Origin of the sequence: Streptomyces sp. MS191, from assembly GCF_008042125.1 — a bacterium.
GTDB lineage: Bacteria > Actinomycetota > Actinomycetes > Streptomycetales > Streptomycetaceae > Streptomyces.
Window position 1 is genome coordinate 66,947 of record NZ_RDBI01000065.1, and the last position, 12,809, is coordinate 79,755.

At 73.5% G+C, this 12,809-nt stretch carries 9 protein-coding genes; 2 read left to right on the forward strand and 7 right to left on the reverse strand.

What is annotated here, in order from left to right; translation table 11 throughout:
• Nucleotides 1–49: 49 nt before the first annotated feature.
• The 5 genes from EAO71_RS27230 to EAO71_RS27250 all read right to left on the reverse strand — a co-directional run bounded on the left by EAO71_RS27230 (nucleotide 50) and on the right by EAO71_RS27250 (nucleotide 6,865).
• The gene (locus tag EAO71_RS27230; RefSeq protein ID WP_147980469.1) at nucleotides 50–1,186 is read right to left on the reverse strand and encodes an XdhC family protein; all 1,137 of its coding nucleotides are present in this window, start codon (nucleotides 1,184–1,186) and stop codon (nucleotides 50–52) included.
• A gap of 43 nt (nucleotides 1,187–1,229) precedes the next feature.
• The gene (locus tag EAO71_RS27235) at nucleotides 1,230–2,705 is read right to left on the reverse strand and encodes an NCS2 family permease (protein WP_147980470.1); all 1,476 of its coding nucleotides are present in this window, start codon (nucleotides 2,703–2,705) and stop codon (nucleotides 1,230–1,232) included.
• Nucleotides 2,706–2,943: 238 nt separating this feature from the next.
• Nucleotides 2,944–5,346, reverse strand: a complete 2,403-nt coding sequence (pucD, locus tag EAO71_RS27240; protein WP_147980471.1) for a xanthine dehydrogenase subunit D — start codon at nucleotides 5,344–5,346, stop codon at nucleotides 2,944–2,946.
• A gap of 2 nt (nucleotides 5,347–5,348) precedes the next feature.
• Nucleotides 5,349–5,972 carry a (2Fe-2S)-binding protein gene (locus EAO71_RS27245; RefSeq protein WP_147980472.1) on the reverse strand — a complete coding sequence of 208 codons (624 nt, stop codon included), beginning with the start codon at nucleotides 5,970–5,972 and terminating at the stop codon, nucleotides 5,349–5,351.
• 2 nt (nucleotides 5,973–5,974) lie between these two features.
• Nucleotides 5,975–6,865, reverse strand: a complete 891-nt coding sequence (locus EAO71_RS27250; protein WP_147980473.1) for an FAD binding domain-containing protein — start codon at nucleotides 6,863–6,865, stop codon at nucleotides 5,975–5,977.
• A 358-nt stretch (nucleotides 6,866–7,223) separates the two neighbouring features.
• On the opposite strand from EAO71_RS27250, the gene EAO71_RS27260 reads away from it, so the two are divergent.
• Nucleotides 7,224–8,921, forward strand: coding sequence for a PucR family transcriptional regulator (locus tag EAO71_RS27260; RefSeq protein WP_147980474.1), 1,698 nt, complete (start codon nucleotides 7,224–7,226; stop codon nucleotides 8,919–8,921).
• 480 nt (nucleotides 8,922–9,401) lie between these two features.
• Complete coding sequence (locus EAO71_RS27265; protein WP_187282852.1) at nucleotides 9,402–10,193, forward strand: hypothetical protein; 792 nt, start codon at nucleotides 9,402–9,404, stop codon at nucleotides 10,191–10,193.
• 83 nt (nucleotides 10,194–10,276) lie between these two features.
• Here the strand turns inward: EAO71_RS27265 and EAO71_RS27270 are convergent, their stop codons facing one another.
• Together EAO71_RS27270 and EAO71_RS27275 are read right to left on the reverse strand one after the other, a co-directional pair.
• Nucleotides 10,277–11,848, reverse strand: coding sequence for a WD40 repeat domain-containing protein (locus EAO71_RS27270; RefSeq protein WP_147980476.1), 1,572 nt, complete (start codon nucleotides 11,846–11,848; stop codon nucleotides 10,277–10,279).
• Between the two features lie 148 nt (nucleotides 11,849–11,996).
• A complete protein-coding gene (locus tag EAO71_RS27275) occupies nucleotides 11,997–12,797 on the reverse strand; it encodes a GntR family transcriptional regulator (protein ID WP_147980477.1) in 801 nt (266 codons plus the stop codon).
• Between the last annotated feature and the right edge of the window lie 12 nt (nucleotides 12,798–12,809).

Here is a 12,809-nt window from a genome sequence, read left to right on the forward strand (position 1 = left end):
TCCCGCTCAGGCCGACCCCCGGCCGTCGGGCGACCCGTCAGGCGACCCGTCAGGCGACCGAACCAATCCGGCCGGCGGGCGGGCGCGGGCTGTCGTGGTGGATCGGGGTGTGCGCGCCGGTCAGGGAGGCGCCCGTGCCGCCGCGGCGGTTGGCCACGATCTCGGCGGCGATCGACAGCGCCGTCTCCTCCGGCGTGCGGGCGCCGAGGTCGAGGCCTATCGGGGAACGCAGCCGGGCCAGTTCGAGCTCGGTGACGCCGACCTCCCGCAGCCGCTTGTTGCGGTCCTCGTGGGTGCGGCGGGAACCCATCGCGCCCACGTAGGCGACGGGGAGCTTCAGGGCCGCTTCGAGGAGCGGCACGTCGAACTTGGCGTCGTGGGTCAGCACGCACAGGACCGTGCGGCCGTCGACCTCGGTCGACGCCAGGTAGCGGTGGGGCCATTCCACGACGATCTCGTCGGCCTCGGGGAACCGGGCCGGCGTCGCGAAGACGGGGCGGGCGTCGCACACGGTCACGTGGTAGCCGAGGAACTTCCCGACCCGCACGAGCGCCGAGGCGAAGTCGATGGCGCCGAAGACGATCATGCGCGGCGGCGGCACGGACGACTCGACCAGGAGGGTGAGCGGCTGCCCGCAGCGGCTGCCGTCCTCGCCGATCACGACGGTGCCGGTGCGGCCGCCGTCCAGCATCGCGCGGGCCTCGCCCGCCGCGGTGCGGTCCAGTTCCGGATGGCCGCCGAGCCCGCCTTCGTACGACCCGTCCGGGCGGACCAGCAGGGCCCGCCCCATCAGGTCGGCGGGGCCCTCGACGATCCGGGCCAGGGCCGCGGCCTCGCCGGAGACGGCGGCTTCCAGCGCGGCGGGGTAGACCCCGCCGCGTACCGGGGTGACGAGGATGTCGATGATGCCGCCGCAGGTCAGACCGACCGCGAAGGCGTCCTCGTCGCTGTATCCGAAGCGCTCGACGACGGTCTTGCCGTCCTCGAGGGCCTGCGTGCACAGGTCGTAGACCGCGCCCTCCACACAGCCCCCGGAGACCGAGCCGATCGCCGTGCCGTCGCTGTCGACGGCGAGCGCGGCGCCGGGCTGCCGGGGCGCGCTCCCGCCGACCGCCACGACGGTGGCGACGGCGAACTCGCGTCCCTGCTCGACCCACCGGTGCAGCTCTTCGGCGATGTCCAGCATCTCGGTCTCCTCGGGTGGTGTGGGGAGGGCGGCGGTGGGGGCGTCAGCTGACGCCCAGCCAGCTCTCGATCGGATGGATCGCGAAGTACACGATGAAGATCGCGGTCAGGCCCCACATGAAGGCGCCCACCTCGCGTGCCTTGCCCTGCGCCACCTTGATGACGACGTAGGAGATGACGCCGGCCGCGACACCCGTGGTGATGGTGTACGTGAACGGCATCAGGACCACGGTGAGGAACACCGGGATCGCGACGGAGCGGTCGCTCCAGTCGACGTGCTTGGCGTTCTGCATCATCATCGCGCCGATGACGACCAGGGCGGCGGAGGCGACCTCGGCCGGCACGATCGCGGTGAGCGGGGTGAAGAAGAGGCAGGCCGCGAAGAACGCGCCGGTGACCACGGAGGCGAGACCCGTACGGGCCCCCTCGCCGACACCGGTCGCCGACTCGACGAAGACGGTCTGGCCGGAGCCGCCGACGCCGCCGCCGAGGATGCCGCCGGCACCGTCGATGAACAGCGCCTTGGACAGGCCCGGCATCCGGCCCTGCTCGTCGGCGAGCTTGGCCTCGGAGCCGACGCCGATGATCGTGGCCATGGCGTCGAAGAAGCCCGCGAGCACCAGGGTGAAGACGATCATGGTGATGGTGATGTAGCCGACGTCGCCCCAGCCGCTGAAGGACACCTCGCCGATGAGCGAGAAGTCCGGCGCGGAGACGGCGCTGCCGTGCAGCTCCGGCGGGCCGGAGAACCAGGCGCCCGCGCCCTCCTTCGGGATGTCCGCGACCGCGTTGACGATGGCGGCGATCACCGTGCCGGCGACGATGCCGATGAGGATGGCGCCGGGGATGTTGCGGGACTGCAGGGCGAAGATCAGGAGCAGGGTGACCGCGAAGATCAGTACGGGCCAGCCCTGGAGCTCACCGGCGGGGCCGAGGGTGACCGGGCCTCCGCCGGGAGAGGGGTTCTCGTGCACGAAGCCGGCCTTCACGAAGCCGATGATCGCGATGAAGAGGCCGATGCCGATGGTGATCGCGTGCTTGAGCGCCAGCGGGATCGCGTTCATGATCATCTCGCGCAGCCCGGTGACCACCAGAAGGCAGATCACCACGCCGTAGGCCACGCACATGGCCATCGCCTGGGGCCAGGTCATCACGGCGATGACCTGCGAGGAGAGCACACCGGAGACGCTGAGACCCGCCGCCAGGGCGAGGGGGACCTTGCCCCAGAAGCCCATCAGCAGGGTCGTCGCGGCGGCGGCCAGAGCGGTCGCCGTGATGAGCGCGGGCTGGCTGAGGACGTTGCCGTCCACGTCCTTGCCGCCGAGGATCAGGGGGTTGAGCAGGAGAATGTACGCCATCGCCATGAAGGTGGTGACGCCGCCGCGTATCTCCGTCGCGACGGTGGATCCTCTTTCCGAGATGTGAAAGTACCGGTCGAGCCAAGAGCGGCCGGCGGGGACGTTCGAGCCGGAGCCCGCGTCCTCCGAGGCGGTCTTGGGCTCCACTGACGACTGGGTCATGGGGCCTACTCCCAAGGTTCAAAGGGACACCCGCATCCGACGGGGAAGACGGAGGTGCTGCGGGATTTGGGATGGTGCGTTGGCTGCACGACCCGGGGGACGGCCCGAGACGGACGTGGATGGATCGGATCCATCCGGTGTTGCGCGGTACTGCTGGTGGTGCGGGTGGTGCTGGAGGCTCCGGACGGCGCGGGCGGGGAGGTGTGACGTTCCCGGATGGCGCGCCGCCCGGAGAGTCCTACAAGGTGCCGGTGAGCGCCTCGGGGCGGACCGGCGTCTTGTTGAGCTCCAGACCCGTCGCCTGCCGGATCGCCGCGAGGACGGCCGGCGTGGACGAGAGGGTCGGGGCCTCGCCGAGTCCCCGCAGGCCGTAGGGCGCGTTGGGGTCGGCGAGTTCGAGCACGTCGACCGGGATGGTCGGCGTGTCGAGGATCGTCGGGATCAGGTAGTCCGTGAAGGAGGGGTTGCGCACCTTCGCGGTCTTCGGGTCCACGATGATCTCTTCCATCACCGCGACGCCCAGGCCCTGGGTGGTGCCACCCTGGATCTGGCCGACGACGGAGAGCATGTTGAGCGCCTTGCCGACGTCCTGGGCGGTGGCGAGCTCGATGACCTTGACCAGGCCGAGCTCGGTGTCCACCTCCACCACCGCGCGGTGCGCGGCGAAGGTGTACTGGACGTGGCCGTCGCCCTGACCGGTGACGAGGTCGAACGCCTGCGTAGGCCGGTGGCGGAACTCGAGCTCGATGTCGATCGTCTCGTCCTCCAGGACGTCCGCCAGGGAGGCGAGGACCTCGCCGCCGTCGGTCACGACCTTGCCGCTCTCCAGGAGCAGCTCGGCGGTGGCCCACGCGGGGTGGTACGAGCCGAACTTCCGCCGGCCGATCTCCAGGACCCGCTCGCGGACGGCCTCGCAGGTGTTCTTCACCGCGCCACCGGTCATGTACGTCTGCCGGGAGGCGGACGTCGAACCGGCGGAGCCGACCTGGGTGTCGGCCGGGTGGATGGTCACCTGCGTGACACCGAGCTCCGTACGGGCGATCTGGGCGTGCACGGTGACACCGCCCTGACCGACCTCGGCCATGGCCGTGTGGACCATCGCCACGGGCTCGCCGTTGATGACCTCCAGGCTCACCCGGGCGGTCGAGTAGTCGTCGAAGCCCTCGGAGAAGCCGACGTTCTTGATGCCGACGGCGTAGCCGACGCCGCGGACGACGCCCTCGCCGTGCGTGGTGTTCGACAGGCCGCCGGGCAGCGCGCGGACGTCCGCGCCCTCGCCGGCGGTCTCCCACTGGCGCTCCGGCGGCATCGGGCGGGCCTTGACCCGGCGCAGCAGCTCGGCGACCGGGGCCGGCGAGTCCACGACCTGGCCGGTCGGCATGATCGTGCCCTGCTCCATGGCGTTGAGCTGGCGGAACTCGACCGGGTCCATGTCCAGCCTGGCCGCGAGCTTGTCCATCTGCGCCTCGTAGGCGAAGCACGCCTGGACGGCGCCGAAGCCGCGCATCGCGCCACAGGGCGGGTTGTTGGTGTAGAGCGCGATCGCCTCGATGTCGACGTCGTCGATGACGTACGGGCCGACGGAGAGGGAGGACGCGTTGCCGACGACGGCCGGGGAGGCCGAGGCGTAGGCGCCGCCGTCGAGCACGATCCGGCACTTCATGTGCGTGATCTTGCCGTCCTTGGTGGCCCCGTGCTCGTACCAGAGCTTCGCCGGGTGGCGGTGGACGTGGCCGAAGAAGGACTCGAAGCGGTTGTAGACGATCTTGACCGGCTTGCCGGTGCGCAGTGCCAGCAGGCAGGCGTGGATCTGCATCGAGATGTCCTCGCGGCCGCCGAAGGCACCGCCGACGCCGGAGAGCGTCATGCGCACCTTCTCCTCGGGCAGGCCGAGGACGGGGGCGATCTGCTTGAGGTCCGAGTGCAGCCACTGGGTGGCGACGTACAGGTCGACGCCACCGTCCTCGGCGGGCACGGCGAGGCCGGACTCCGGGCCGAGGAAGGCCTGGTCCTGCATGCCGAACACGTACTCGCCCTCGACGATCACGTCGGCCCTCTTGCGGGCCTCCGCCACGTCGCCGCGGATGATCGGCTGGCGGTGCACGATGTTCGGGTGCGGGACGTGACCGATGTGGTGGTCGTCGCGGCCCTCGTGGATGAGCGGCGCGTCGGCGGCGAGTGCGGACGCCTCGTCGGTGACGAGCGGCAGCTCCCGGTAGTCGATCTTCACCTTGGCCGCGGCGCGACGGGCGGTCTCCGGGTGGTCGGCGGCGATCAGGGCCACCGGCTCGCCGTGGTGACGTACCCGGCCGTTGGCGAGGACGGGGGTGTCCTGGATCTCCAGGCCGTAGTTCTTCATCTCGGCCGGCAGGTCGTCGTACGTGAGCACGGCGTACACGCCGGACGTCGCGAGGGCCTCGGAGACGTCGATGGAGACGATCTCGGCGTGCGCGACGGTCGAGCGGAGGGTCTGGCCCCACAGCATGTCCTCGTGCCACATGTCCGAGGAGTACGCGAACTCGCCGGTGACCTTGAGGGTGCCGTCCGGGCGGAGCGTGGACTCGCCGATGCCGCCCTGGTTGTGCTTCTGGGTGACGTTCGTCGGTGTGCCCGCCGGAGCGGTGCGCGTGTTCTGCGCCATGGTCAGACCGCCTCTCCCTGACGGGCGGCCGCCAGGCGGACCGCGTCGAGGATCTTCTCGTAGCCCGTGCAGCGGCAGAGGTTGCCGGACAGGGCCTCCCTGATGTCCTGGTCGGACGGGTCGCTCTGCCGCTCCAGGAGCTCGTCGGCGGCGATCAGCAGACCAGGCGTGCAGAAGCCGCACTGGACGGCGCCGGCGTCGATGAACGCCTGCTGGATCGGGGAGAGTTCCACGCCCTCGCCGGTCTGCGAGTCCTGGCCGGCCCGCGCGCCGGGCTCGCCCTGCGAGGGGCGCGCCTCCCACTTCCGGGCGGTGTCGAGCGAGGTGCCGCAGGCGCCGGTGGCGCAGCCGCCGTGGCCGGCGTGCTCCTCGCGCTGCCTGGCGAAGTCGGCGAGGCCCTCGACGGTGACGACGTCGCGGCCCTCGACCTGGCCGGCGGCGACCAGGCAGGAACAGACCGGCACCCCGTCGAGGCGGACCGTGCAGGAACCGCATTCACCCTGCTCGCAGGCGTTCTTGGAGCCGGGCAGGCCCATCCGCTCGCGCAGGACGTAGAGGAGGGACTCGCCCTCCCAGACGTCGTCGGCTTCCTGCGGACGACCGTTGACCGTGAAATTGACGCGCATGGTTATGCAGCTCCCTCAAGCGGGCGGCCGGCGCCGCGGTACTGCTCCCAGGTCCAGCCGAGCTGGCGGCGGGCCATGATGCCGACGGCGTGGCGGCGGTACTTCGCGGTGCCTCGGACGTCGTCGATCGGGTTCGCCGCGCCCGAGCACAGGTCGGCGAACTGCTTGGCGATCGACGGGGTGATGATCTTGCCGCTCTCCCAGAAGCCGCCCTCCTCCAGCGCCGCGTTCAGGAAGGCCTCGGCCTCCTTGGCGCGGATCGGGGTCGGTGCGGCCGAACCGATGCCGGTGCGGACGGTCCGGGTCTCCGGGTGGAGCGCGAGGCCGAAGGCGCAGACCGCGATGACCATCGCGTTGCGGGTGCCGACCTTGGAGTACTGCTGGGGGCCGTCCGCCTTCTTGATGTGGACGGTCTTGATGAGCTCGTCGGGCTCCAGCGCGTTGCGCTTCACGCCCGTGTAGAACGCGTCGATCGGGATGAACCGGTTGCCACGCACCGATTCGACCTCGACCTCGGCACCCGCGGCGAGCAGCGCGGGGTGCGCGTCGCCGGCGGGGGACGCGGTGCCGAGGTTGCCGCCGACGCCGCCGCGGTTGCGGATCTGCGGGGAGGCGACCGTGTGCGAGGCGAGGGCCAGGCCCGGCAGCTCGGCCCGCAGGCGCTCCATGATCGTGGTGTACGGGACGGAGGCGCCGAGGCGGACGTTCTCCTCCCCGACCTCCCACTCGCTCAGCAGCTCGATACGGTTGAGGTCCAGGAGGTACTCGGGGCGCCGGTGGTCGAAGTTGATCTCGACCATGACGTCGGTGCCGCCTGCGATGGGCACGGCCGTGGGGTGCTCTGCCTTGGCGGCGAGCGCCTCCTCCCAGCTGGCGGGGCGAAGGAAGTCCATGGTGGCTCTCTTCTTGTGCTTCTAGTGGTCGGGGGTCCGTCGTACGGGCCCGGGGGGACGGCCGGCCCTCGACTTCGAATTCGTGTTCATGTGCTGTTCACGCGATGTGTGGCCTAGTACACAAGCCCGGCGCTGCCCGGTGCAGTCACCGAAAACATGAAGGAGTTGGCTGGTGACCTTCCTCGTCTTGTAGATTCGAACGAAAGGCGAGGCTCGGCAACCTCTCCGTTTTCCCCTGGAAACCCCGGCACCGGGCCACCGTCGACAACGCGACACTCTCCCGCGCCGCGGATCCTGGGGATCCACCTGTTTATGTCTTACCCACGAGTGACTGACGAGAAGGAACGGCGGCGACGAGATGCGGCTGCGCGCACTGCTGGAAACCGACGCGCTGGGGCTGCGCCTGCTCGGTGGCGAGGACGAGCTGGACCGCACCGTCCGCGGCGTGATGACGACGGACCTCAAGGACCCCAGCCGGTATCTGTCCGGGGGCGAGCTGGTCCTCACCGGGCTCGCCTGGCTCCGCGAGCCGGCGGACGCCGAGCCGTTCGTACGGATCCTGGCCTCCGCCGGGGTCGCGGCCCTCGCGGCGGGCGAGGCGGAGCTCGGGGACATCCCCGACGACCTCGTCCAGGCGTGTTCTCGCCATCGTCTGCCGCTCTTCGCGGTGAACGAGTCCGTTGCGTTCGCGACGATCACCGAGCACGTTGTTCGACAGGTCTCCGGCGAGCGGGCCGGCGACCTGGCCGCCGTCGTGGACCGCCACCGGCGGCTGATGACCTCCGGCCCGGCGGGCGGCGGTCCGGACGTGGTCCTCGATCTGCTCGGCTCCGACCTCGACCTGCGGGCCTGGGTCCTCTCCCCCACCGGCCGCCAGATCGCGGGGGCGGGCGAACCGCTGGACGGGGCCCTCGCCGCGCGGCTGGCCGGCGAGCACCTGGCCGCCACCCGGACCGGCCGGCGCGGCCCGCACCGGCTGAACGCGGCCGGGGCGACGTACTCGCTCTTCCCGATCCGCAACACCGGCCGCGGGGCCGCACCCGCCTCGCGGGACGTGCGGGAGACGGTGCTGTCCGACTGGCTGCTGGCCGTCGAGGCGGACGCCGGGGACTGGCCCGCGGCGCGCCTGGACCTGCTCCAGGGCGTCACCCAGCTGATCGCCGTGGAGCGGGACCGGCGGGACGCGGCCCGCACGGTCCGGCGCCGGCTCGCCCAGGAGGTCCTCGAACTGGTCCAGACGGGCGCGGCACCGGCCGAGATCGCGGCCCGCCTGCGGGTGGCCGCGCCGGTCCTGCTGCCGGGACTGGGCACCGCGCCGCACTGGCAGGTCGTCGTCGCCCGGGTGGAGTGGGAGCCCGAGGGCGCGGCCGGCCAGACGGTGGACGGCGGCSCMGWCGCCCAGGCGCTGCTGGAGGAGGTCCTCGTCGACCCGGCGACCGTCGGGCCGGACTCGGCCGACCGGATCGCCGTGGCCCACCACGGGGACGAGGCCATCGCCCTGGTCCCGCTGCCCGCGGGCCCGCTGCCGGACAGCGAGGACGAGGACCGGGGCGCCGGCGCCGGCCTGCACGCGGACGAGCTCCTCGCGGCGGTACGGGACCCCCTGTCGTCCGGCCTCGCCGACGACGGCCGCCTCACCCTGGGCGTCAGCGCCGCCGTCCACTCGGCGGAGGGCCTGCGCGGCGCGCTGGAGGAGGCCCGGCACGCCCGCCGGGTCGCCGCCGCCCGTCCGGGCCGGGTCTGCGCGGCCGGCCATCACGAGCTGGCCTCGCACGTCCTGCTGCTCCCGTTCGTGCCCGACGACGTCCGCCGCGCCTTCACGGCCCGGCTGCTCGACCCGCTGCGGGACTACGACCGCCGGCACCGTGCGGAGCTGATCCCCACGCTGGAGGCCTTCCTGGACTGCGACGGGTCCTGGACACGCTGTGCGACGCGACTCCACCTGCATGTGAACACCCTGCGCTACCGGGTCGGCAGGATCGAGCAACTCACCGGGCGGGACCTGTCGCGCCTCGAGGACAAGCTGGACTTCTTCCTGGCCCTGCGGATGAGCTGAGCCGGACCCGGGGGGGGCGGCGCCCGGCTCCCGGCTCCCGGCTCCCGGGGCGGGCCGCCCCGCGGGGGCCCGCGGGTGCGGACACGCGCACCCCGCGCCGGGTGGCCCCGCTGCCGTTCCGCCGCCCTCCACACCACCCGTCCGGCCCAAGGGGGAGTCCCGTCCCGGTCCTCACCCGGAAGACGGACACGGAGATTCATCTCTTCGAGCGAGGGCGCGGATCCCGCGCACGGGAAATCCGGCCCGCGCACGGCGCCGGGCGGAAGCCCCCAGCCCTTCCGGAAGGGCCGGGAACCGCTCCGAATCGGCCCGTCCACCGGTCACATCGGGCCTTCCGTGTCCGTATACCGGATAAACACAAGGCACTTGTGAATTCATTCACCTGACCCCTTGGCCAGGCCCGCCCGTTCGTGCTGAGATTCCAGCCTCACTCAACAGCTCAATGGTGCGCTCGGGGAGGGCAATGTGGCGGACACCGCCATGTCTGGTTCCGAAACGACGGAGGGTGACGATCCGTCCCTTGCCTACGGCAAGGCGACCCCCATGGAGACGGCCATATGGCGGCTGCGTTCGCGCGGCTGCTGGACGGACGCCGCCGCGCTGCTCGCGCCCCGCGCGGCCGAACCGGCCGCGGCGCTCGAACGGGCCGCGCTGCTGATCGAGCGGTGTCTGTACACCGAGCAGGGCTGGGCCGAGGCGGACGAGGCCCTCCGGGCGGCCGAGGCGGTGGCCCGGACCGACGAGGAGCGCGGGGCGGCGGCCTGCGAACGCGGCTACCTGGCCTACGCGTCGACCCTGCTCGGCGTTCGGGACCGTGCGGACGAGGCACGGGCGGCGCTGGGCCGGGCCGCCGCGCTGATCAGCCCCTCGGCCGAGGGGCGTCCCCTGCTCGACTTCCGGCGCGGCCTGGTCGCCCAGAACCTCGGCGACTCCCCGGAGGCGGCCCGCGCCGCCTACCGTCGCGCCCACGCCGGGGCGACCGCCCAGGGTGACGCCCTGCTGCTGTCCTTCACCTGGCGCCATCTCGCCGGAATCGCCCTGCGCGAGGGCGAGTTGGCGGAGGCCCGGCACGGGTTCGCCGAGTCGCTGCGGATCCGGGAGGAGCTGGGCTATCTCGTCGGCACGGCACCGGCCCTCACCGCGCTCGCCGACACCGAGACGGAACCCGAGGCCGGGCGGCTCCGGGAGGAGGCCCGTCGGCTGTTCCGGCTGCTGGGTGGCGTCCCCACCTGGCTGGCCGGACAACTGGCCGTCCCGCACACGGCCGTCTGAGAGCGACCCGGGGCGTCCCGGCAACGGGGTGACGACGCGTCCGCACGTGACGCGTCGTCACCCCGCTCTGATGCTGCGGGACTTCACCGATTCTCCTGGGGGGCCGGGTCCAGCAGGACCAGCACCTCGTCCATCCCGATCACCAGCCCGCCGTCCGGGGTGACCGCCACCGCGCGGACGGGCGGCCCCGGGCGGAAGGCCAGCCGGGTGCCGGAGTCGAGGTGGTGCAGTTCGACGAGCCCGTCGGCCCAGGCGACGGCGAGCGCCGGCCCGGCCGCGGTCGGCGTCGCGTGCAGGTCCACGACCGCCGCCTCCCGCGAGGTGAGCGGGCCGGGCTTGGGGTCCCGGCCCGGGACCCAGACGCGGACCGTGCCGTCCGCGCCGCCGCTGCAGACGAACGGCGTGGCCGTCTCGACGGCGGTCACCGCGGTGACGCGTCCGCTGTGCAGCGACGCCTGGTGAACGCCCGTCAGACCGAAGGCGTGCACGGAGCCGAGCCGGTCGCCGACCACCACCGAGCCGGCGATCGCCGCGAGCGCGGTGCCCGGGTGCCGGCTCAGGGTCGCCGTCACGGCCTCGGTGAGCCGTTCCAGATACGGCGGACGGGGCGCCGAGCCCCGTACGGTGTGCAGCCGGCCGCGCTCGTCCAGGAGCAGGACGGCGCCGTCGGGCGCGGGCGCGAGGGCCTTGACCCGGCCACCGGGACTGGTGGCCGGTTCGCCGACGGGACGGGCGTCGACGGGATCCAGCAGGGTGACGGTCTCGGCCGGGCCGGCGACGAGCAGACCGCCCCGGCCCACGCCGAGGGAGGTCGCCGGGCCCGGCCAGGGCGGGGTCAGGTCGCCGCGGACCCGCGTCCACCGCACCCGCCAGGGCGCGGCGGCCGCGAGCTCCGCGAGGGCGGGACGGAGCCGGGGGTCCGCGCCGTCACCGAGGGAGCCGAGCAGGACGAGGGCGCGGTCGGCGGGATCCTGGTCGCGGCTGAGGGACTGACCGGCACGCAGCCAGGCGGCCCGCAGTCCACCGTGTTCCTCGTCCGGGTCGGCCATGTAGGCGGTGGTGACGCGCACCGGGTCGGCGGTGCAGACGGCGACGGGGTCGGCCGGGTCGGGCCCCGGCTCCGCCTCCCCCGGCCACGGGCCGGTCGGCGCCGCCGCCCCGCCGTCCACGGACACCGTCGCGGCGCGCCGGGCGGTCAGCGCGGCGGGCGGGTGCGGGCCGGTCTCGACGACCATGCGGACGCGACCGGACTCGGCCAGGTCGGCGAGCAGTTCGGCGCAGGCCTCCGGTTCGGCGGCGGCCTGCAGGTCGGTGAGGAGGAGCACGGCGCGGCGGGTCTCGGTGGTGGCGAGGACCCGGACCAGCTCCCCCGGGGTGCGGGCGACCACGCCGAGGCGGTTCGCCAGCGCCCAGGCGGCGCCGAGGGCGCTCTGTCCGGCGAGCGGCACGACCGCCCGTGCCGACCGCCTGCGGCGGCCGCCGGAACGGGAGCCGTACGTGGCGAGCCAGGCCAGCAGGGCCGATTTGCCGCGCTCCGGCCCGCCGGTGACCAGACAGAGCCGCGGCGCGTCGGGGTCGGTCAGCCAGCCGAGCAGTGCGGCGGCGGCGGCCTCGGTACCGGCGGGGGGCCGCTGCCCGCGGGGGGACCCGCTCACGGGCGCCCTCCCCCGGCCGTGCGCCGGGGAGATCCCCACCGCACCGGAATCGGAGTCGCGGACGGCATGGGACACCTCACGGACGGCGCTGCGCGAGCCGGCGTGCGGGCCGGCCGGCGGGACGGGCTGACGGCAACGACCTTAGTGGTCAGCCACCCGATCCGGTGAAGTGCTCGCGCACCAGGGACTGCACGACCGTCAGGTCCTGGGCGATCAGCGCGTCGAGCAGGGCGGTGTGCTCGGCCGCGTCGGCGACGAGGTCGCCGTGCCGGGTCACGGGGGCGCTCGCCAGCGGCCACTGGGAGCGGCGGTGCAGGTCGTCGGCGACGGCCAGCAGCTGTGCGTTGCCGGCCAGGGAGAGGACGGCGCGGTGGAAGGCGCGGTCGGTCTCGGCGTAGTGGGCGCGGTCCCCGCGGGCCGCGGCCGCCCCGGTGGCCTCGGCGAGGGGCCGGAGCTCGGCCCAGCGGGCGGCCGGGACGGTGCGGGCCAGCCGCAGCATGACGGGGACCTCGATGAGCGCGCGGACCTCGGCGAGCTCGSCGAGCTCGCGGGGGGTGCGTTCGGTGACCCGGAAGCCGCGGTTCGGCACGACCTCGACGGCGCCCTCGGTCGCGAGCTGCTGCATGGCCTCGCGCACGGGGGTCGCGGAGACGCCGAACCGTTCGGCGAGGGCGGGGGCGGAGTAGACCTCGCCGGGGACCAGTTCGCCCCCGACGAGGGCGGTGCGCAGGGCCTGCAGGATCTGGCCGCGGACGGAGTGGCGCTGGACCGGGCGCGGGAGGCGGGGTGCGGGCGGCTCGCCGTGGGTGTGCTCGCCGCGGGCGGCGCCCGAGGGCTCGGGGCGGGGTGCGGCGCCGCTCCCGCGCGCCTGTGCGGGGACGCGCGCGGCACCGTCGTACGGCGGGTACGGCTCCTCCGCCGCCCGCTCGCGCGCTCTGCCCTGCTCCACCCGGGTCCTCCT

What these genes read in the sequence shown, in the direction of transcription:
- EAO71_RS27230 (WP_147980469.1), bottom strand. Translation starts at nt 1,186, where the DNA reads ATGCTGGACATCGCCGAAGAGCTGCACCGGTGGGTCGAGCAGGGACGC.
- EAO71_RS27235 (WP_147980470.1), bottom strand. Translation starts at nt 2,705, where the DNA reads ATGACCCAGTCGTCAGTGGAGCCCAAGACCGCCTCGGAGGACGCGGGC.
- EAO71_RS27265 (WP_187282852.1), top strand. Translation starts at nt 9,402, where the DNA reads ATGTCTGGTTCCGAAACGACGGAGGGTGACGATCCGTCCCTTGCCTAC.
- EAO71_RS27250 (WP_147980473.1), bottom strand. Translation starts at nt 6,865, where the DNA reads ATGGACTTCCTTCGCCCCGCCAGCTGGGAGGAGGCGCTCGCCGCCAAG.
- EAO71_RS27245 (WP_147980472.1), bottom strand. Translation starts at nt 5,972, where the DNA reads ATGCGCGTCAATTTCACGGTCAACGGTCGTCCGCAGGAAGCCGACGAC.
- pucD (WP_147980471.1), bottom strand. Translation starts at nt 5,346, where the DNA reads ATGGCGCAGAACACGCGCACCGCTCCGGCGGGCACACCGACGAACGTC.